The organism is Arthrobacter liuii, assembly GCF_014639275.1.
Classification (GTDB): Bacteria; Actinomycetota; Actinomycetes; order Actinomycetales; family Micrococcaceae; genus Arthrobacter; species Arthrobacter liuii.
Genome location: NZ_BMFW01000004.1, coordinates 275726 through 296285, shown reverse-complemented (window position 1 = coordinate 296285; position 20560 = coordinate 275726). Strand labels below are relative to the sequence as shown.

The following is a 20560-nucleotide window of genomic DNA, read 5'->3' as shown; positions in this document are numbered from 1 at the left end:
ACTACGCTGATTTTTGTGTCACATCATCGGCTGGCCCCCAACGTCCATGACCACAGAAACGCCTTGGAAGAGGCGTTGGGCCTGCTGCGGACGGAACTCGAACTGCCGGGCCCGTATCCGGCCGACGCCCTGGCGGACGCCCGGGCAGCCGTGGCCGCTTTGAGGCTACCGTCCTACGACCTGACCGCCGTGGAATTCGTGACCATCGATCCGGCGTCCTCCACGGACCTGGACCAGGCTGTGTTCATCGAACCGGACGGGGACGGCTACCGCGTGATGTACGCGATCGCCGACGTTCCGGCGTTTGTTGCGCCGGGAGGTCCACTCGACGCCGAGACGCGGCGCCGCGGACAGACGTTCTATGCTCCCGACGGCCGGATCCCGCTGCACCCTGAGGTGATCAGCGAAGGGGCAGGAAGCCTGCTGCCCGGCCAGGAATGTTCCGCGTTCGTCTGGGACTTTACACTCGACGGCGGCGCGTCGGTGCTGTCGGTCGGCGTCCGGCGGGCACGGGTCCGCAGCCGCGACAAGCTCAGCTATAAGGGCGCGCAAGCCGATCTCGACGCCGGTACTGCCTCCGCCGTGCTGCAGCTCCTCCGCGAGGTGGGCCTAAAGCGGGTGGAGCTGGAGCGGGCCCGCGCAGGGGCCAGCCTCAACATGCCAGAGCAGGAGATTGTCCAGCTGCCCGACGGCGGCTACCGGATAGTCGCTGTTCCGCAGCTTCCGGTGGAGGACTGGAACGCGCAGATTTCGCTGATGACCGGGATGGCCGCCGCGCAGCTCATGCTTGACGGCAAGGTGGGCATCCTTCGCACCATGCCGGCTCCGGATGAACGGTCCCTGAAGCATTTCCGGCTGCAGACCGAGGTGCTGGGCAGGCCGTGGGACGGGGAAGTCAGCTATGGCGAGTACCTCCGTTCGCTGGATCCCACCGACCCGCGCCAGCTGGCCATCATGCATTCCGCCGGCATGCTGTTCCGGGGAGCGTCCTATACCGCCTTTGACGGAACCGTCCCCGAGGATGGCGTGCAATCCGCCATCGGCGCGGCCTATGCCCACACCACCGCGCCGCTGCGCCGCCTGGTGGACCGCTTCGTGCTGGTCATCTGCGAGGCCCTGAGCAACGGCGGCGACGTTCCCGGCTGGGCACGGGACGCCCTTCCGCTGCTGCCTGGCATCATGGCCGGATCAGACCAGCTGGCGTCCCGGATGGAGCGGCTGGCCCTGGATACCGTGGAGGCCGCGCTGCTGCTGAACCACATTGGCCAGGAGTTCGACGCGATCGTCATTTCCGGGTCCAAGCCGCAGACCGGGAACGGAAACGGAAGTGGAAACGGGAACGGGAGAAACGGAAACGGGAACGGAAGTTCCGGGGTCATCCAGATCGCCGAACCCGCAGTCACGGCCCGCTGCGCCGGCGAACTGGTATCCGGCACCAAGGTCCGCGTCCGGCTGATTTCGTCGGACATCACCACCCGGCAGATCCACTTCGAACTCGTTTCCTGAGGGTTCAGCTGGTGCCGCTGGCGGGCCGAAACGTGATTGTGCGAGCGTACGGCTAGACTGGAGGGGTAGAACTGGATGCCCGGTCGTTGATTTCCTCGTTTTGAAACCAACAAGCCCGCCCCTACGCGATCTTGAGATTTGCCAGTTGGTCACCAGTGCCAGCATTAGATAGCCCGCGATCGGCTTCCACTGGAATCGCTTGCGCGCCTGAGCGTGCTCCGGAGCGGCCAGCCCTGGCCGGCCCGTTGAGCAGGCAGCGCCAATGCCCAAATGAATAAGGAAACTCCCCTGTGAGTGAATTGCATACGCACCAGCTTCTGAGCGATGAATCCGGCACGGAAACCATCGAGCCGGAAGAAACCATCATCTCGGACGAGACGCCCCATGAGATCGCGGAAAAGTCCTTTGCCGACTACAACGTCCGCGCCGACATCGTCGAATCGCTGGCCGACGCCGGGATTACCCACCCATTCCCCATCCAGGCCATGACCCTGCCGGTGGCCCTGGGCGGCCACGACATCATCGGCCAGGCCAAGACCGGCACCGGCAAGACCCTGGGCTTCGGCATTCCCGCACTGCAGCGGGTCATCGGACAGGACGATCCCGGCTACGCCAAGTTGGCTGTGCCAGGAGCCCCGCAGGCCCTGGTCATTGTTCCCACCCGCGAACTGGCAGTGCAGGTGGCGAACGACCTGCAGACGGCGTCACGCAAGCGCAACGCCCGGATCACCACCATCTATGGCGGCCGCGCCTACGAGCCGCAGGTGGAGGCATTGCAGCGGGGCGTCGAGGTTGTGGTCGGCACTCCCGGCCGCCTGATCGACCTCTACAAGCAGAAGCACCTGAGCCTGAAGAACGTAAAAATCGTGGTGCTGGACGAGGCCGACGAGATGCTGGACCTGGGCTTCCTGCCGGATGTGGAGACCCTCATCGCGGGAACCCCCGCCGTCCGCCAGACCCTCCTGTTCTCCGCCACCATGCCGGGGCCGGTCATCGCCATGGCACGCCGGTACATGACCCAGCCCACGCACATCCGCGCCGCGGATCCGGAGGATGAGGGCCTGACCAAGCGGGACATCCGCCAGCTGATCTACCGTGCGCACAGCATGGACAAGACCGAAGTGGTGGCCCGCATCCTGCAGGCCCGGGGCCGCGGGCGGACCATCATCTTCACCAAGACCAAGCGCACCGCCGCCAAGGTGGCCGAGGAACTGGTGGACCGCGGCTTCGCGGCCGCCGCCATCCACGGCGACCTGGGCCAGGGCGCCCGTGAGCAGGCCCTTCGGGCCTTCCGCAACAACAAGGTGGACGTCCTGGTGGCCACCGACGTCGCCGCCCGCGGCATCGACGTCGAGGACGTCACCCACGTGATCAACTACCAGTGCGTGGAGGACGAAAAGATCTACCTGCACCGCGTTGGCCGCACCGGCCGCGCGGGCAACAAGGGCACCGCCGTCACGTTCGTGGACTGGGACGATGTTCCCCGGTGGGCCCTGATCAACAAGGCACTGGGCCTGAACGTTCCCGAGCCCGTGGAAACCTACTCGTCCTCGCCGCACCTGTTCACCGACCTGGACATCCCCGAGGGCACCAAGGGCCGGTTGCCGCGTGACAAGCGCACGCTGGCCGGCGTGGACGCCGAGGTGCTTGAGGACCTGGGTGAAACCGGCAAGAAGAACAGCCGCGGCAGCCGTGACTCTGACCGGTCACGCGACCGGGACGGACGGGGACGCAGCAAGGGCGGCAGCCGCGAAGGTGGCCGCAGCGGTGATTCCGCTGCCCGCTCAGGCGAGCGCCGTCGTCGTACGTCAGACGCTGCCTCCCCTTCTGCCGGTGAGGCTGCCGCCCCCGCAACCGACGGCGAACAGCCCTCGCGTGCCCGCCGCAGCCGGACCCGCACCCGCCGCCGCAACGGTGAAGTGGTGGCGGGCACCGACCAGGGTGCGCAGCCCGGCAACTCCGAGGCCTAACTGCCCTCATGACTGACACTGTTTGGGCGCCGGACGGCGGCAGCCTGGTGGTGCACGCGGACAACGCGGAGTACCTCCCCACGCTGCCGGACGGCGCCTTCACACTGATATACGTGGATCCGCCCTTCAATACGGGCAGGCCGCAGCAGCGCCAGGAAACCAGGATGGTGGTCAACGCCGGCGGCAGCGGGGACCGGGTGGGATTCAAGGGCCGTTCCTACGACACCATCAAGGGTGCCCTGCACCGTTACGATGACGCGTTCAGCGACTACTGGTCGTTCCTGGAACCAAGGCTCGTGGAGGCCTGGCGGCTGCTCGCCGACGACGGCACCCTGTACCTGCACCTGGACTACCGCGAGGTGCACTACGCCAAGGTGATGCTGGACGCCATCTTTGGCCGCGAATGCTTCCTGAACGAGATCATCTGGGCGTACGACTACGGCGCCCGGGCGAAAAACCGGTGGCCCACCAAGCACGACAACATCCTCGTGTACGTGAAGAACCCGGCAAAATACCACTTCGACAGCGCCGAGGTGGACCGCGAGCCCTACATGGCGCCGGGCCTGGTGACGCCCGCCAAACGGGAACTGGGCAAGCTGCCCACGGATGTCTGGTGGCACACCATCGTCTCTCCCACCGGCAAGGAAAAGACCGGCTACCCCACGCAGAAGCCGGAGGGCCTGGTCCGCCGGGCCGTCGCTGCATCGTCCCGCCCCGGGGACTGGTGCCTCGACTTTTTCGCCGGCTCCGGCACGCTGGGGGCCGTTGCCGCCAAGCTTGGCCGGAAATTCGTCTGCGTCGACCAGAACCAGCCGGCCATCGACATCATGGCCAAGCGGCTCGGCGCGCACGCCACCTTGGCCACGTTCCAGCCCAACTAGGTCGCACCAACTGTCGTTTTGCCGCGTCAGAACGACAGTTGGCGCTACCTGGTTGGGACAGGCGCGACGTCAGGGACGGACGACGACGGTTCCCGTGCCGAGCTCCTCGATCCGTGCCAGCATTTCCGGTGCCGTGAGGTTTTCGCCGAGCAGGTTGGGCTTGCCGGTGCCGTGGTAGTCGGAGGAACCGGTGATAAGAAGGTTATGCCTGCCCGCCAGCCGGCGCAGGAAGTCGCGGCCCTCTTCCGGGTTGTCCCGGTGGTCGATCTCCAAGCCCGCCAGGCCGGCGTCGATCATCTCCCGATAGGTCCGCTCCCCTACGATCCGCCCGCGCGCGGACGCCACGGGGTGGGCGAACACGGGCACCCCGCCGGCGGCCCGGACAAGTTCGACGGCGGTGGCCGGGTCCGGAGCGTAGTGCGGAATGAAATAACGGGAGCGGGAAGTGAGGATGGAGGCGAAGGCCTCTGAGCGGTCCTCCACGACACCTGCGGCGACAAGGGCATCGGCAATGTGCGGACGGCCAAGAGTGGCGCCCGGTGCCACACGGTGGATCACATCGTCCCAGGTGAGCGGATAGTCCTCGGCCAGGATGGTGACCATCCGTTCGGCGCGGGTCAGGCGGGAGTCCTTGGCCTTGGTGATTTCCTCAAGGAGGCCGGGATGGGTAGGGTCATGCAAGTAGCTCAGGAGGTGGACGCTGATGCCCTCCTCCGTCCGGCACGAAACCTCCATGCCAGGCACCAGGGCCACGCCGTACATGGCAGCGGCCGCGGCCGCCTCCGCCCAGCCGGCCGTCGAATCGTGGTCGGTCAGGGCCACCACATCCAGTCCCGCCCTGGCAGCAGAGGCCATGACATCGGCAGGAGTCTCGGTGCCGTCGGAGACGTTGGAGTGGGCATGCAGGTCAATCCTCACTTATCCAGCGTAGTGGACCGCGAACCAGGGACCGGGCTGCCCTGTTCGCTTAGCCGGGACGCTGGTGAGACGATGGTGCCGTGAACGATGCCGAAAACACCCTAAACTCTGCTTCCCAGCCGCTGGAGGAGCGCGTCAACAACCGCTCCCAGCGGCCCAGTTCCACCGCGTTCAAGGCTTTCATGGCCAGCAACTGGGCGCCCTCCAGCCAGGAACTTCCCCAGCGTGCCGCCGTGGCCGGCTACGCCGCAGGCCGGCGTAAGGCGATCTCCGCCCAGTTCAAAGGCGAGCGCCTGGTCATCCCTGCGGGGCCGCTGAAGGTCCGCTCCAACGACTGCGACTACCGCTTCCGCCCCCACTCCGGCTTCGCGCACCTGACCGGCCTCGGCCTGGACCACGAGCCTGACGCTGTCCTGGTCCTGGAACCGGTCAACGAGGGAACGGGCGACGACGGCGGCAACCACCGGGCGACGCTCTACTTCCGGCCGTTGGCCGGGAGGGATACCGAACAGTTCTACGCGGACTCCCGCTCCGGCGAGTTCTGGATTGGGGCCCGCCCCACCCTGGAAGAGTTCGAGGCCCGCCTGGGACTGGCCACCGCGCACATCGACCAGCTGGAAACGGCCATCACCAAGGACGTCGGCGCCCCGGAAATCGGCGGCATCTCCGTCCGCCTGGTCCGCAAGGTGGATGACAACATTGATGCCCTGGTGGACACCGCCCGGTACAACACCGCCAAGGATCCGGAGAACCTGGACCTTGGCGTCCTCGATGCCTTGGACGAGAAGCTCAGTGAAGCTCTCTCGGAACTGCGCCTGCTCAAGGATGAGTGGGAAATCGAGCAGATGAAGACCGCGGTGTCCGGCACCGTTGAGGGCTTTGAAGAAGTTGTCAAGGCATTGCCGCGCGCCCTCACGCATGCCCGCGGTGAACGGGTGGTCGAGGGAGCCTTCTTCGCCCGTGCACGCGAGGTGGGCAATGAGCTGGGCTACGACACCATTGCAGCTTCGGGCAACAACGCCACCGTGCTCCACTGGACCCGCAACACCGGCCGGATCCACGCCGGCGAGCTCCTGCTCCTGGACGCCGGCGTCGAGGCGGACTCGCTCTACACGGCAGACATCACCCGGACCCTCCCGGCCAGCGGCACCTTCAGCGACATCCAGCGCAAGGTCTACCAGGCAGTCCTCGATGCTGCCGATGCAGGGTTCGCAGCCGCCCAGCCGGGTACCAAGTTCCGCGACATCCACACCGCCGCCACCACGGTCCTGGCTGAGCGCCTGGCCGACTGGGGCATCCTGCCCGTCAGCGTGGAGGAAGCGATCAGCCCGGAGGGGCAGCAGCACCGCCGCTGGATGCCGCACGGTACCAGCCACCACCTGGGACTGGACGTGCATGACTGTGCACAGGCCAAGCGGGACCTCTACCTCGACGGCGTCCTCACCGAAGGCATGGTGTTCACCATCGAGCCGGGCTTGTACTTCAAGAAGGAAGACCTTGCGATCCCGGAGGAATACCGGGGCATCGGAGTCAGGATCGAGGACGACATCCTCATGACCGCTGATGGCCCCGTCAACCTCAGCGCCGCCTTGCCGCGCGATCCGGAGGACGTCGAGGACTGGATGGCCGGCATCTACCGGACAGAAGAAGCCTGACCGGGGCAGGGACAGCAAAAGAGCGGGACCGCCGGATACATTCCAGCGGTCCCGCTCTTCGTTCGTGCTGCCCTCAGGCGTCGTGAACCTTGGCGGCACCGGCGCTGTTACTGCCGGTGTTCGCCCCTGGGCTGGTCCCCGTCCTGGCCGTATTGCTGTTCCCCGCCATGGTCCGCAGCGTGTTCTCCCCGATGTTCTGTGCCCTCGCCCAGGCTCTGTCCTGCGACCGGCTGCCCGGCATCTGCGGCGGGCCCCTGCGGCAGGCGGACGCCGTACTGCGGGCGGCCGTCGGGAAGGTCGGGGTAGCGGACGGAACGGACCGGCTGCTGTTGCTGGCCGCCGTCGTACTGCTGGGCACTGTGCTGCTGGGCACTGTGCTGCTGGGCGCCGTCGTCCGGGTAACCGTGCCCGTCCTGCCCGCCGCCGTCCTGGACAGGGGAGCCGGAGGACCGCTGGCCGTAGGGATCGTTCCAGCCGGCGGGACGGGCGGGGCCCTGCCCCTGCTGCTGCCCCGGCTCCTGCTGGTGCTGCTGGTACGGCTGGTTGTAGTAGTCGTGCTGCGTATAAGGGCCGTGGCCGGCCGCGTCCGAACGGGACATCGGCAACTGCTGCAGGAGGCGGCGGGCCTCGTGGGCTGCCTCCGGTGCCACGATCACGTCATAGCTCGTGGCCAGCACCTGGCTGGTGGAGGTGAAGTCCCGCTTGCCCCGCTGCATGGCGTAAGTGACGATCCCGAAGAGCATGAAGAAGGCCGCGCCCATCAGCACCGACGTCATGATCGAGAAGTACCCGGGCGACGGCGCGAAAAAGGACAGCATGACACCAACGAACAGGCCGAACCACATGCCGCTCAGTGCTCCCGAAAGGGCCACCCTGGGGTAGCTCAGGCGGCCCGTAACCCGCTCCACCATCTTCAGTTCGTTGCCCACGATGGACACCAGTTGGACCGGAAACTGCTGGTCAGCCAGGTAGTCAACCGCTTTCTGGGCGTCGAGGTAGGAGGTGTAGGAGCCAACGGTGTCACCGGTGGGAACAGCCCGGGCATCGTCCGGTCCATTCGCGGCGCCGGCCTTGGGACCACCAAATAAGTTCGACATAGACCCATTCTTGCCCATCAAGGTGGGTGCCGCCTGTAAATTCAGCTAAAAGAGAGCAGACTCGGTAGCCTGTAGTGGTGAGCACAACACCTACACGCGTCTTCGTGGCACGCCTCCTCGGCCTCGACGTCTTCGACCCGCTGGGCGACCGGCTGGGCCGGCTGCGTGATGTGGTTGTGCTGTCCAGGGGAACCCAGGGAACCCCGCACGTGGTGGGCCTCGTGGTGGAAGTCCCCGGGAAGAAGCGTGTCTTCGTACCCATGACCCGCATTACCTCTATCGACCAGACCCAGATTATCTGCACGGGCCTGGTCAACCTGCGCCGGTTTGAACAGCGCGGGGCGGAAACCCTGGTGGTGGCCGAGATGTTCGACCGGCGCGTCACCCTCCGCGACGGCAGCGGCGACGCCACCATCGAAGACATCGCCATGGACCAGCACAGATCCCGCGACTGGTTCGTGAGCAAGCTCTTTGTCCGGCGCGGGCACTCGCTGTCCCCCCTGAGCCGGCTGCGCCGCAACGAAACCCTGATCATCGACTGGGCGGACGCCCAGCAGGGACCGCATACCGAGCCGCAGGCCGCCACCCAGTTCGTGGCCAACCACGAGGACCTCAAACCGGCGGACTTCGCCGAAGCCCTCCAGGAGATGAGCGACAAACGCCGTTTCGAGGTGGCCAGCGAGCTGCAGGACGAACGGCTGGCAGACGTCCTCCAGGAACTTCCGGAAGACGACCAGGTGGAAATCCTCTCCGCGCTGGACGTCCAGCGTGCCGCCGACGTCCTGGAGGAGATGGATCCCGACGACGCCGCCGACCTCCTTGGTGAGCTCCCCTCCGCCCAGGCCGAGGAACTGCTCCAGCTCATGGAGCCCGAAGGCGCCGAGGACGTCCGCCGCCTGCTTGAATACGACGAGGACACCGCCGGCGGTTTGATGACCCCGGTGCCGGTCATCCTGCCGCCGGAAGCCACGGTTGCCGAAGCCCTGGCGCACGTCAGGCGCGAGGAGCTCTCCCCGGCCCTGGCGTCGTCGATCTTCATTGCCCGGCCACCGCTGGAGACCCCCACGGGACGATTCCTGGGCGTGGTGCACATCCAGCAGCTGCTGCGTTTCCCGCCGTTCGAGGCATTGGGAAACCTGGTGGACAAGAACCTCGAGCCGTTGTCCGATCACGCCCACATCAGCGAAGTGGCGCGGGCCCTGGCTACGTACAACCTGAACTCCCTCCCGGTTGTTAACGATGCCGGCCGGCTGGTGGGGGCGGTGACTGTTGATGACGTATTGGATCATTTGTTGCCGGACGATTGGCGCGCCCATGATGGCGAAGCCCCGATAAGAAAGCTCGGTGGCCGCATTGGCTGATAACAGTTCTCCGAAGAACCCCAACCAGCGGAACCTGGCCAAAGTGGAATCAAAAGGCAGCCTCGACACACCCCTGAGCGGCCGGCAGCGGATCCTGCCCACTTTCCGTCCCGACCCGGATGCGTTCGGACACGCCACCGAGGGCTTTGCCCGGTTCATGGGTACACCCCAGTTCCTGGTCTACATGACGGTGTTCTGCATTTTCTGGCTGGGCTGGAACACGTGGGCACCCACCGAATGGCAGTTCGACTCAAGGGACCTTGGCTTCACCCTGCTGACCCTGATGCTGTCGCTGCAGGCGTCCTATGCAGCGCCCCTGCTGCTGCTGGCGCAGAACCGGCAGGATGACCGCGACCGCGTCTCGCTGCAGCAGGACCGCCAGCGCGCCGAGCGCAACCTGTCCGATACCGAATACCTGACCCGGGAACTTGCCTCCCTGCGGATCGCACTGCGCGAGGTTGCCACCCGCGACTACGTCCGGGCCGAGCTGCGCTCACTCCTTGAGGACCTGCTGGAAGCCCAGGAGGAGCTCCGGACCCATGACGACACCGGACCGGGCTCGCATGAATCCCAGCGCGATAAGGTCAAGGACAAACTCCGTGAGCAACGGGACCGGCAGCGCAGCCCGCGCACCCAGCAGATCCCCCGGGTCAGGCCCGGCCATTCTGCCCAATGACCGCCAGTCCGCCCATCACCGGCTGGCCTCCGGCCACAACCGCCGCAACCGCACGAAAGCCGAGGCCCCTTCCATGAGCGCCCCCATCGATCCTGCAACCAGCAGCCAGGCCCCGCTGGTCCAGGCGGTCAACAACGCCCTGGCCACGGTCATCGATCCGGAACTTCGCCGTCCGATCACTGAGTTGGGCATGGTGGACTCCGTGCAGGTTTCCGACGACGGCAAGGTCACCGTGGCAGTCCTGCTCACCATCGCCGGCTGCCCGTTGCGGGACACCATCACCGCGGACGCCCGGAAGGCCCTTTTCGCCGTCCCCGGAGTCACCGCCGTCGACGTGGAGCTCAAGGTGATGGACCAGGCGCAGCGGGACGCCCTCAAGGAGAAGCTGCGCGGCGCGGGCGGCCAGCGCAGGATTCCCTTCAATGAGCCGGATTCCCTGACCAAGGTCTACGCGGTGGCCAGCGGCAAGGGCGGCGTGGGAAAGTCCTCGGTGACGGTCAACCTGGCCACCGCCCTGGCCGCGCAGGGGCTCAGGGTGGGAATCGTGGACGCGGATGTCTATGGATTCTCCGTGCCTGCCCTGCTGGGCATCACCCAGGCGCCGACCCAGGTGGATGACATGATTCTTCCCCCTGTTGCCTACGGGGTGAAGGTGATCTCCATCGGCATGTTCGTCACCGGCAACCAGCCCGTTGCCTGGCGCGGACCCATGCTGCACCGGGCCCTGGAACAGTTCCTCACGGATGTCTATTTCGGCGACCTGGATGCCCTGTTCCTTGACCTTCCGCCGGGCACCGGTGACATCGCCATCTCCGTTGGGCAGCTGCTGCCCAAGGCCGAGATCCTCGTGGTCACCACACCCCAGGCAGCCGCGGCCGACGTCGCCGAGCGTGCCGGCGCCATCGCCACCCAGACGGGGCAGAAGGTCGCGGGCGTCATCGAGAACATGTCCTATTTGGAAATGCCCGACGGCGCGCGGATGGAACTGTTCGGAAGCGGCGGCGGGGCGGTACTCACGGAACGCCTGAGCGCCACGGTCGGCGCGGAGGTACCGCTGCTGGGCCAGATTCCCCTGGACATCCAGCTGCGGGAAGGCGGGGACTCAGGGGTTCCGATCGTCCTTGGCCGCCCGGAAGCCGCAGCGGCTGCCGCGCTGGCCGGCATCGCCGGCCAACTTGCCGCCAAGCCGCGCGGCCTGGCGGGAATGAAGTTGGGGCTGCAGCCCCACTGAGTCGGCGCGCTTAGGTGGCTTCGGTGTCGAAGGGGGCGATGTCGCCCGGGGCCAGCCTCTGCACAACCCTTTCGGGGCGCTTGGGGGCTGAATCTCCAGCGGCAGCGGCACCGGCAACCGCAGCCACCGCGGCGGGGGCGCCTGCGCTCATGGGCTTGGTGTCGTCGTCGAGCAGCGCTTCCCTAATGATGCGGCGGGGATCATACTGGCGGGGATCGTATTTCTTCCAGTCGACATCGTCGATGTCGATGCCCACTTCTTCCTTGATTTGTTCACGCGCACCGGAAGCCATGCGGCGGACTTCCTTGACCAGGTTTGCCAGCTTCTGGGTATATTCAGGCAGCCGTTGGGGGCCGATCACCAGCACGCCAATGATCAGCAGAATAATGAACTCCGGGCCGTTGATTCCAAACACCTTAGGAAGATTACCCTCTCCGGGCTGTGAGTGACGATTCCCGTCCGGCGGACGGGGAAACAGTCCGCGTCATTGAGTGAACAGGGCTGCGATCTTGTTGATTCCGCGTTCCAGCCGGGCATCCAGCGGCTCCCCGGCGTGCACCTCCGGCCCGTCCGGAACGGCTGCCGCAACCTCCGCCGCAGTATCGGCCAGCCGCTTGAGGGTGGGCAGGGCATCATAGGCCTGCCCGGCGGGCAGGTCCGAGCGGTAGGTCATGGTGAGGCCGGCAGCCCGGTAGGTGGCGGACAACGGAGTGGTGTCCCATCCGAGCTGCGGGCCGCCGTCCTGATCGGCGGCGGCTTCCCCCTCCGCACCCAAGGCGGCCGGCGTGGGCTGCCCTGCTGCCTCCCTGGCGACAGGGTGCTGTTCCGTGACGGTGGCGTGATGGGCGCCATCGGTGAGCCGCAGCTCCACTGCGGGCTGCCCGTCAACCACCAGGGCCCTGGCGGCTTCCAGGTGGAACCCCATGGCCTCCAGTTCCGGGCAGGCCCATCCCTCGGAGCGCAACGTGGCCAGTTGCGCGGCGGTCAGGGTCCTGCCGTCCGCAGGCGTCTGGGACGAGACATGTGAAAAGGCAGCTTCGGACCCGGCGGCCTCACCGGGGACGGGATCTCCCGCTGCGGTGAAGGCACCCACGGCAAGCACCCCGGCCGCCGCCATGGTTCCGCCCGCGGCCAGCGCCAGCGCCCGTCCGGCCATGCGGGACGTCACGCCCTGGTGCACCGGCGCGGACGGCTGGGCAGCGAGTTCGTGGGTGCGTGCCAGCAAGCGTGCCGTCAGGTCCTGGCTGGCGGGAGGGATGGGAGCATCCCGGAGGCGCTCGAGGTACTGCCGTTCCCGGCGTACCGCGGCAGCACACTCATTGCAGGCCTCAAGGTGGCTGCCAGTGCGCTGATGCCTGCCGCCGAAAGGAAACTGGGACCTCATGCTGCCGTTCAGAGGATGCCGGCAATGCGCGGCATCGAAAGCTTGCGGCGGGACTGCTGCGGGCGCGGGTCGCGGTGGGCCAGCTTTTCGCGGAGCATGGTCCTGCCACGGTGGATCCGCGAGCGTACGGTGCCCAGCTTGACGCCCAATGCCTCGGCGACTTCGTCGTAGGACAGCCCTTCAAGGTCGCACAGGACCACTGCGGCGCGGAAGTCCGGCGGAAGTTCCTCCAGGGCGGCCTGCACGTCCAGGTCAAGGTTGTTCAGCTCGAAGCTTTGCTCGGGGCCCGGCTCACGGCCGGGCAGTCGGGACTCCGCGTCCTCAGCGAGGGCGTCGAAACGGATCCGGGTCTTCCGCCGGGCCTGGTCAAGGAACAGGTTGGTGGTGATCCGGTGCAGCCAGCCGTCGAGTGTTCCCGGCTTGAAGTTCTCCAGGGAACGGAAGACGCGGACGAAGACTTCCTGGGTGAGGTCCTCGGCGTCGAACTTGTTGCCCGTGAGGCGGTACGCCAGCCGGTAGACCTTCGCGGAGTGGTTGGTGACCACTTCTTCCCAGGTGGGACGGACCCACTCATCGTCGGGATTGTTTACTGCAGGGACAGGTGCCACAACTGAAGATGACATCATCCACTCCCCTCATGGAATGCTAACGCCCGGATACTGTTGACATCTCTGATTCGGCGCCGGTCACCTGTTGGATGAGCGGATATCAATCATGTCAAACTTGACTGGGAATTTCCTGGTCACCGGGGAAACTTCAGCCTTGGGCGCAACTGCCGCTTCCCGGGCCGGCCGGGCGGGACACAGTAGGCTGGAGGAGACATTCCCCCTTTACGCCCAGAAAGCGATAATTCATGAGCGCCGACAAGTCCAGCAGCTGGTCCTATGCAGAAGATCTGCCCGCTGAGGATGAGGTTATGCTTCGGGCCCGGGAACGTTCTTTTGAATTGGGAGTAAGCGCCATCAGCCCCGGCGTAGGCGCCGTCCTCACGGTCCTGGCAGCCGCTTCCAAGGCCCAGACCGCCGTCGAGATCGGCACCGGCGCCGGCGTCTCCGGCGTCTGCCTGCTGCGCGGCCTTGGCCCGCATGCAGTCCTGACCACCATCGACGTGGACGTCGAGCACCTGAAGGCCGCGCGCGAAGCGTTCAGCGAGGCAGGCAGTCCCGCCAACCGCACCCGCACCATTTCCGGCCGCGCGGGCGATGTCCTGCCGCGGCTCACGGACGGCGCGTACGACCTGGTGTTCATCGACGCCGACAAGCCAGGCCTGCCCGGTTACGTGCAACAGGCCATCCGGCTGCTGAAGCCTGCCGGGCTGCTGGTCATCAACGATGCATTGGACAAGGACAAGGTGGCCAACCCGGCGGGCCGGGAGGCCACCACGGTGGTCCTGCGCCAGGTGGGCAGGGCAATCCGCGACGACGACAGGCTGGCTTCGGCAATGCTTCCCACCGGGGACGGCCTGTTGGTGGCCGTCAAGAAATAGGCGCTGCAGAAAGGACAGGGTGCGCAGCCCGGGGGCTGCGCACCCTGTCCGGCACGACTATTCGGTAACGCCTACCAGGCATTCCTTGAGATTGGCTGCTTCGGCAGCATTCAGTTCGACCACCAGGCGCCCGCCGCCTTCGAGCGGGACGCGCATGATGAGGCTGCGGCCCTCCTTGGTGACTTCCATTGGGCCGTCGCCGGTGCGTGGTTTCATAGCCGCCATGAGGAATTCCCCTCCATTTTGTCCCAGGACTAATCAGCCCGGGCGGGCTGTGTCCGCATGTCGATCAGGCCGCTATGGCGTCGGTGGTGGTTCCACCGCCAAGGCTGCACGTTTTCTGAATGCTTTTGTCCTTGCTTACCTATCATTATCGCGTAATTACACGCACGTAGCTAATCGATGGACATTTCCCTGCGCGTGTCATTCGCGCCCTGACCTGCGCAGAAGCGTGTTTCGCTAGGGCGGATAATCCCCTCCGCCGGGCAGCGGGGCCCACGCCCACAGCCAGACGATCCACACGACCTGGAGCAGCAGGAACATCACCACCACAGTCCCCCGGTACGCCCTCGACCGGGACAGGAACACAGCCGCCAGGGCCAGCGGAAACAACGGCAGCAGCATCCTAAAGGTGCTGGTCTGCGGGTGGAGGAAGGCCAGCAGGTATCCCATGTAGCAGGCGCACCAAAGCCTCAATTCGACGCCGAGCCGCACCACCGGGGGAAGGAACAGCATCACACCGAACAACGCCACGAACAACACGGGGGCAAGAACGCCCAGGACGGGGCCAAATAGCTCGACGCCTGTGTCGAACCACGGCTTGAAAGGCACCAGGTCCTGGCCGCGCCACACGGTCTCGGTTTTTGTATAGGCCTCGAGGTCGCCCGTGGCAGCCCACGCCACGGCAGGCCAGGCCAGGGCGGAGACGCCCGCGACGGCGGTGAGCGCCGTAAGTGCCACCAGGTCCCGCCCGGAACGGGCCGGGTCGTCGCTGCCGCGGTGCGGGCTTGCCCGGACGAAGGCGACGACTTGGAAGACCAGGAGCAGCCCTGCCATGGCGGCAAAGGGCACACCCACGGGCCGGGACAGGCACAGCAGGACCACCACGGGGATGGCCCACAGGAACTGCCGGCGCACCACGAGCAGCAGCGCCCAGGCGAGCAGCAGGAGCGACAGTGGTTCGGCGTAGGGCACCTGGAGGACGGCGGACACGGGAAAGACCGCAAAGAATGCGACACCCCACAGGGCAGTGGCATGTGCAGCCTTCTGCCGGAACAGTTTGTACACCGCCAGCGCGGCACCCCAGCCGGCCAGCATGGCGATCAGCGTGAGCGAGGTTGCGGGGCTGAGGCCGGTGAGGCGGCTGAGCCCGCCGGCCAGTGCCGGAAAGAGCGGGTAGAAGGCCCACGTATTTTCCTGCACGTTGCCGGCACCGTCGGTGGGCAGGACCGAGGGGTACCCGTTCGTGATGACCTGTGCGTACCAGCGGGCATCCCAGATGTTGATGAAGTTCCAGTAGTCGGGCTTTGGCGGGAACCAGGGGTTGGGGCCCTGGTGAAGTGCCGCGGCCATGAAGATGCAGGCTGACGCCATCCTGGCGGCGGCGTACAGTGCGGTGACCTGGAGCCACCACGGCCAGCCCCGGACGGCGGAAGCCGCCCGATGGGCCGCATCGCCGGCAGAGGCCAGGGGGTTGCGGCGGGCCACCGTGCTCACGGGGCGCCCTTCCCCGGGGCGGCATCCTCATGGACCGCCCCGCCGCCTCCTGTGCCCGGCGCCTCCGTTGCCGTGTCGCCCGCGGCGGATCCGGCGTCGGACGTCCTCTCCGCGGACTGTTCCACGGCGAGCAGCCGGGTGCGCAGATCCGCCAATTCCGCATCCCTTGCCGCCAGCTGGTCCCGTAGTTCGTCCAGGACCTGGTCCACCTGGTCCATCCGGTAACCGCGCAGGCCCAGCGAGAAGCGCAGCCGGGTCACGTCCTCCGAAACGGCACGCTCCGGCAGCAGCACCGGCGGAAGGTTGGCCGGTGGCTCTTCGAACCCGCTGTCCAGCATGGCGGGCAGCGCAGCACCGCCTCTCTTGCGGGAGCGCCGGCCCAGGCCGGCCCAAAGGACCGCCGCTGCCAGCGCGATGGCGAGGAAAACCAGAAAAAAGCTCACGGCTCCATCGTGCCAGACCGTTGACGCAAGGCGTGGCGCGCGGCTATTCGGGCCGCTGCTCCCCGTTCAGGGACGGGGTCACGGCAACGTGGAGGACACGGTCCACGGCTTCGGCGGGGTCGTCCACCAGCTGGATCAGGTCCAGGTCCTTCTCGGAAACCATGCCTTCGGCCACCAGGGTGCCCCTGATCCAGTCGATCATCGGTCCCCAGAATTCGACGCCGAGAAGCACGATCGGGAAGGACGTCACCTTCCGGGTCTGGACCAGGACCATGGCCTCGAACAGCTCATCCAGGGTGCCCAGGCCGCCGGGCAGCACGATGAAGCCCTGCGCGTATTTGACGAACATGGTCTTGCGGGCAAAGAAGTAGCGGAAGTTGATCCCCAGGTCCACCCACTGGTTCAGGCCCTGCTCGAACGGCAACTCAATGCCAAGGCCCACGGATACGCCGTTGCCTTCAACCGTTCCCCGGTTGGCCGCCTCCATGGAGCCAGGGCCGCCGCCGGTGATCACCGCGACGCCGGCTTCGGCGAGCTTGCGCCCGACTTCGACGCCCATCTCGTAGTAGACGCTGCCCGGCTTGGTGCGGGCTGAACCGAACACGCTGACCGCTTTTCCGATGTCCGCGAGAGCACCGAAGCCCTCGACGAATTCGCTTTGGATCCGCAGGACCCGCCAGGGATCGGTGTGGACGAACTGGCCGGGGCCCTTGGTATCAAGCAGATGCTGGTCCGACATTTCCACCGCGGCCTGCTTGCGGCGCAGCTCAAGGGGCCCCTTACGGCGCGGCTGGGAATTCTTGGCCGGATCTGCGTTGATGCTCATTCCCCTAGGCTAACCTCCAACTCCAGGTATCTCTTGAATCACGATCAGCCGGAACTTGGGGTGATTGGCGTCATAACCCGCTGTTCTTCGCTAGATTCGTTCCTATGACTACTCATGTGCCCGGCGATGCTCTCGTCTCCCTGAACGCCGTTAACAAGCATTACGGCCAGCTGCACGTTTTGAAGGACATCAACCTGCAGGTCCGCAAGGGCGAGGTTGTTGTGGTCATCGGTCCCTCCGGCTCCGGTAAGTCCACTCTCTGCCGGGCCATCAACCGCCTGGAGACCATCGAGGACGGAACCATCAGCATCGACGGGAAAGTCCTGCCCGAGGAAGGCAAGGAACTCGCCCAGCTCCGCGCCGACGTCGGAATGGTCTTCCAGTCGTTCAACCTGTTCGCGCACAAGACCATCCTTGAGAACGTGACACTGGGGCCGATCAAGGTCAAAGGCGTTTCCAAGGCGGCCGCGGAAAAGGACGCCATGGCTCTCCTGGAGCGGGTGGGCGTGGGCCACCAGGCCCCCAAGCTGCCGGCCCAGCTCTCGGGCGGCCAGCAGCAGCGTGTTGCGATTGCCCGTGCCTTGGCGATGAAGCCGAAGGTCATGCTGTTCGACGAGCCCACGTCCGCGCTGGACCCCGAAATGATCAACGAGGTCCTGGACGTCATGGTCCAGCTCGCGAAGGAAGGCATGACCATGATCGTGGTTACCCACGAGATGGGCTTCGCCCGCAAGGCTGCCGACCGGGTGGTCTTCATGGCGGACGGCCAGATCGTGGAGGACGACACCCCGGAGGAATTCTTCACCAACCCGAAGAGTGACCGTGCCAAGGACTTCCTGTCAAAGCTCCTCACCCACTGAACTATCCGAACAACCACACTTCAGTTCGCATCCCGGCCGGAAACCCACGGCCATCAATGAAAGGAATGTCATGAAGGCATTTATGTCCCGGCGGAAATCATTCGTCGTGGCGGCTACCGCTGCCCTCGCCCTGTCCCTCAGCGCCTGCGGCGGCGGTGACTCCGGAGGCTCCAGCAACCCGAGCCCGGTCGAGAAGCCCACATTCGCTGCCGGAACCACCATGCAGAAGCTTTCCTCCGCCGGCACGATCAAGATCGGTACCAAGTTCGACCAGCCGCTGTTCGGCCAGGTGGGCCTGGACGGCAAGCCCGTCGGTTTCGACGTTGAAATCGGCAAGCTGATCGCCGCCAAGCTGGGCATCGCCGCGGACAAGATCGAGTGGTCCGAGACTGTTTCGGCCAACCGCGAGCCCTTCATCGAGCAGGGCAAGGTTGACCTGGTCATCGCCACGTACACCATCAGCGACAAGCGCAAGCAGGTTGTCGACTTCGCCGGCCCGTACTACGAAGCCGGCCAGGCCCTCATGGTGAACAAGGACAACAACACCATCAAGAAGCCCGAGGACGTCAAGGGCAAGAAGGTCTGCTCCGTCACCGGCTCCACTCCGGCCGCCACGATCGTGGACAAGTACGGCGCGGAACTGGTCCCGGCCGCCACCTACTCGGCCTGCCTGGAGCCGCTGCGCAACAAGCAGGTTGAAGCGGTGACCACGGACAACGTGATCCTCGCCGGCTTCGTTGACAAGGAGCCGGACGCCTTCAAGCTCGCTTCGGAAGAGACTTTCACCAAGGAGCCTTACGGCATCGGCCTGAAGAAGGGCGACACCGAGTTCCGCAACTGGATCAATGACCAGCTGGAATCCTTCGAAAAGGACGGATCCTACAAGAAGGCCTGGGAAGCCACGGCAGGTTCTGTCATCAAGACCGCACCCAGCCTCCCGGCAATCAACCGATACTAAGTAGCGTCCGCCACGCTGCCGGGACTGCACAACGGTCCCGGCAGCCCGGCCTTCAATCCGTCCACGCTTACAGCCGAAGGATCCTATGGACGTCATCATTGAAAACCTGCCCCTGTATTGGGAGGGTTTTCTCCGCACTCTCTTTTTGTCCGCCGTTTCCGGCATAATCGCGTTGATCCTTGGCACCTTGCTGGCCGCGGCACGCGTCTCCCCGGTGGCGGCACTTCGCGGTTTCAGCACCGTGTACGTGGAAATCCTCCGCAACACCCCGCTGACCATCGCGTTCTTCTTCTCAGCGATCGTGCTCCCCCGGATCGGGGTCAAATTCGAGCAGTTCGAAGTCGCCGCCATCATCGCCCTCAGCACCTACACCGCCGCGTTCATCGCCGAAGCTGTCCGCTCAGGTGTCAACAGCGTCCCTGTGGGCCAGGCCGAGGCGGCACGCAGCATCGGCATGAAGTTCGGCCAGGTGCTCTCGCTCATCATCCTCCCCCAGGCCCTGCGGACGGTGATCCCGCCGCTGATCAACATCCTGATCGCCCTGGTCAAGAACTCCTCGGTGGCCGGCGCTTTCTTCGTCCTTGAACTGTTCGGCTACGGCCGCCAGCTGGCCAACGCCAACGGCGACGCCGTGATCACCGTCCTGCTGGGCACGGCGTTCTTCTATCTGCTCATCACCGTTCCGCTGGGAATCCTCGCCAACACGGTGGAACGAAAGGTGGCGATTGCCCGATGAGCTCGGTTCTCTACGACGTCCCCGGCCCCAAAGCGCGCCGGATCTCACTCATTGCGTCCATCATTGGCGGCCTGCTGATCCTTGGCCTGCTGGCCTGGGTGGTCATGACCCTTGCCCAACAAGGCATCTTCGACGCCCGCCGCTGGCAGATCTTCACCCGCACCGACGTCTGGCGCCTGCTCGGCAACGGACTTGTGGCCACCCTCTCCGCAGCGGCACTCGCAGCAGTCATCGCGTTCCCCCTGGGCCTGCTGATGTGCCTCCTGCGTATTTCGGATGCGGCAGCCATCCGGGTGCCCATGCGGGTCATCCTGGAATTCCTGCGCGGCATGCCCGTGGTCCTGATGATGCTCTTCATCCTGCTGGGGTTCGGCACCTCCGCCTTCTTCGCCGTCGTGGCCGGCCTGGTGCTTTACAACGCGGCAGTGTTCGCTGAAATCATCCGTGCCGGCATCCAGTCCCTGCCCAAGGGACAGCGTGAGGCCGGCCTGGCCATCGGCCTGACCAGCTACAAGTCACGCATGCTGATCGAACTCCCGCAGGCCATCCGCCGCATGATGCCCTCGCTCGTGGCCCAGATGGTGGTGCTGCTGAAGGACACCTCGCTGGGCTACATCGTGGCGTATGGCGAGCTGCTGCGTGCGGTCCAGGTCATGGCGGACTTCCTGGGCACCCAGTTCCTTTTCCCCGTCTTCTTCGTGGCCGCGGCAATCTACATCGCCATAAACATCTCGGTTTCACGGCTCGCCGTGTGGATCGAGCGCCGCGGCTCCAAAAAGGCTGCCGGGGGTACGGCGAAGGCCGAACCCGATGTCCTGGAGGCTGCGGCACCGTAGCTTTTCGTGCCGATCAACAG

General features: G+C 65.8%; 21 protein-coding genes. 12 read left to right on the top strand and 9 right to left on the bottom strand.

What is annotated here, in order from left to right:
- The first annotated feature begins 15 nt into the window (after positions 1-15).
- The 3 genes from IEW19_RS07270 (at position 16) to IEW19_RS07260 (ending at position 4357) form a co-directional block, all read left to right on the top strand.
- Positions 16-1506, top strand: coding sequence for an RNB domain-containing ribonuclease (locus tag IEW19_RS07270; RefSeq protein ID WP_188570971.1), 1491 nt, complete (start codon positions 16-18; stop codon positions 1504-1506).
- A gap of 290 nt (positions 1507-1796) precedes the next feature.
- A complete protein-coding gene (locus IEW19_RS07265) occupies positions 1797-3476 on the top strand; it encodes a DEAD/DEAH box helicase (protein ID WP_188570970.1) in 1680 nt (559 codons plus the stop codon).
- Positions 3477-3484: 8 nt separating this feature from the next.
- Entirely contained in the window at positions 3485-4357 is an 873-nt protein-coding gene (locus IEW19_RS07260; RefSeq protein WP_188570969.1) for a DNA-methyltransferase, read from the top strand.
- 69 nt (positions 4358-4426) lie between these two features.
- Here the strand turns inward: IEW19_RS07260 and IEW19_RS07255 are convergent, their stop codons facing one another.
- Positions 4427-5275, bottom strand: coding sequence for a PHP domain-containing protein (locus tag IEW19_RS07255; protein ID WP_188570968.1), 849 nt, complete (start codon positions 5273-5275; stop codon positions 4427-4429).
- 80 nt (positions 5276-5355) lie between these two features.
- On the opposite strand from IEW19_RS07255, the gene IEW19_RS07250 reads away from it, so the two are divergent.
- Positions 5356-6930, top strand: a complete 1575-nt coding sequence (locus tag IEW19_RS07250) for an aminopeptidase P family protein (protein WP_188570967.1) — start codon at positions 5356-5358, stop codon at positions 6928-6930.
- 107 nt (positions 6931-7037) lie between these two features.
- Here IEW19_RS07250 and IEW19_RS07245 read toward each other — a convergent pair whose 3' ends face one another.
- Complete coding sequence (locus IEW19_RS07245) at positions 7038-8027, bottom strand: YflT domain-containing protein (RefSeq protein ID WP_188570966.1); 990 nt, start codon at positions 8025-8027, stop codon at positions 7038-7040.
- Positions 8028-8104: 77 nt separating this feature from the next.
- On the opposite strand from IEW19_RS07245, the gene IEW19_RS07240 reads away from it, so the two are divergent.
- The 3 genes from IEW19_RS07240 (at position 8105) to IEW19_RS07230 (ending at position 11295) form a co-directional block, all read left to right on the top strand.
- Entirely contained in the window at positions 8105-9388 is a 1284-nt protein-coding gene (locus IEW19_RS07240) for a magnesium transporter MgtE N-terminal domain-containing protein (protein WP_188570965.1), read from the top strand.
- Positions 9372-10064 (top strand): DUF1003 domain-containing protein, encoded by a 693-nt coding sequence (locus IEW19_RS07235; protein ID WP_188570964.1) that lies wholly within the window; start codon positions 9372-9374, stop codon positions 10062-10064. The genes IEW19_RS07240 and IEW19_RS07235 overlap by 17 nt, the downstream gene beginning before the upstream one ends.
- A 73-nt stretch (positions 10065-10137) precedes the next feature.
- Entirely contained in the window at positions 10138-11295 is a 1158-nt protein-coding gene (locus IEW19_RS07230) for an Mrp/NBP35 family ATP-binding protein (protein ID WP_188571006.1), read from the top strand.
- A gap of 10 nt (positions 11296-11305) precedes the next feature.
- Here the strand turns inward: IEW19_RS07230 and IEW19_RS07225 are convergent, their stop codons facing one another.
- The 3 genes from IEW19_RS07225 to sigE all read right to left on the bottom strand — a co-directional run bounded on the left by IEW19_RS07225 (position 11306) and on the right by sigE (position 13302).
- Positions 11306-11710 (bottom strand): twin-arginine translocase TatA/TatE family subunit, encoded by a 405-nt coding sequence (locus tag IEW19_RS07225; RefSeq protein WP_188570963.1) that lies wholly within the window; start codon positions 11708-11710, stop codon positions 11306-11308.
- Positions 11711-11779: 69 nt separating this feature from the next.
- Positions 11780-12679 (bottom strand): anti-sigma factor, encoded by a 900-nt coding sequence (locus IEW19_RS07220; protein WP_188570962.1) that lies wholly within the window; start codon positions 12677-12679, stop codon positions 11780-11782.
- A gap of 8 nt (positions 12680-12687) precedes the next feature.
- Positions 12688-13302, bottom strand: a complete 615-nt coding sequence (gene sigE / locus IEW19_RS07215; RefSeq protein ID WP_159631489.1) for an RNA polymerase sigma factor SigE — start codon at positions 13300-13302, stop codon at positions 12688-12690.
- 230 nt (positions 13303-13532) lie between these two features.
- On the opposite strand from sigE, the gene IEW19_RS07210 reads away from it, so the two are divergent.
- On the top strand, positions 13533-14165 hold the full coding sequence (locus IEW19_RS07210) for an O-methyltransferase (protein WP_188570961.1): 633 nt from the start codon (positions 13533-13535) through the stop codon (positions 14163-14165).
- Between the two features lie 57 nt (positions 14166-14222).
- Here IEW19_RS07210 and IEW19_RS07205 read toward each other — a convergent pair whose 3' ends face one another.
- The 4 genes from IEW19_RS07205 to IEW19_RS07190 form a co-directional block, all read right to left on the bottom strand.
- Positions 14223-14390: a DUF3117 domain-containing protein gene (locus IEW19_RS07205; protein WP_009357720.1), complete on the bottom strand. Its 168-nt coding sequence runs from the start codon at positions 14388-14390 to the stop codon at positions 14223-14225.
- 234 nt (positions 14391-14624) lie between these two features.
- Positions 14625-15881 carry a putative hexosyltransferase gene (locus IEW19_RS07200; RefSeq protein WP_188570960.1) on the bottom strand — a complete coding sequence of 419 codons (1257 nt, stop codon included), beginning with the start codon at positions 15879-15881 and terminating at the stop codon, positions 14625-14627.
- Entirely contained in the window at positions 15878-16324 is a 447-nt protein-coding gene (locus tag IEW19_RS07195; RefSeq protein ID WP_188570959.1) for a DivIVA domain-containing protein, read from the bottom strand. The genes IEW19_RS07200 and IEW19_RS07195 overlap by 4 nt, the downstream gene beginning before the upstream one ends.
- Positions 16325-16367: 43 nt before the next feature.
- Positions 16368-17150 (bottom strand): LOG family protein, encoded by a 783-nt coding sequence (locus IEW19_RS07190; RefSeq protein WP_188570958.1) that lies wholly within the window; start codon positions 17148-17150, stop codon positions 16368-16370.
- Positions 17151-17254: 104 nt separating this feature from the next.
- Between IEW19_RS07190 and IEW19_RS07185 the strand changes: the two genes are divergently transcribed.
- The 4 genes from IEW19_RS07185 (at position 17255) to IEW19_RS07170 (ending at position 20540) form a co-directional block, all read left to right on the top strand.
- On the top strand, positions 17255-18010 hold the full coding sequence (locus tag IEW19_RS07185) for an amino acid ABC transporter ATP-binding protein (protein ID WP_188570957.1): 756 nt from the start codon (positions 17255-17257) through the stop codon (positions 18008-18010).
- A 70-nt stretch (positions 18011-18080) separates the two neighbouring features.
- Entirely contained in the window at positions 18081-18968 is an 888-nt protein-coding gene (locus IEW19_RS07180; protein WP_188570956.1) for a glutamate ABC transporter substrate-binding protein, read from the top strand.
- 85 nt (positions 18969-19053) lie between these two features.
- Positions 19054-19704, top strand: coding sequence for an amino acid ABC transporter permease (locus tag IEW19_RS07175; protein ID WP_188570955.1), 651 nt, complete (start codon positions 19054-19056; stop codon positions 19702-19704).
- The gene (locus tag IEW19_RS07170; RefSeq protein WP_188570954.1) at positions 19701-20540 is read left to right on the top strand and encodes an amino acid ABC transporter permease; all 840 of its coding nucleotides are present in this window, start codon (positions 19701-19703) and stop codon (positions 20538-20540) included. Before IEW19_RS07175 ends, IEW19_RS07170 begins: the two co-directional genes overlap by 4 nt.
- The last annotated feature ends 20 nt before the right edge of the window (positions 20541-20560 follow it).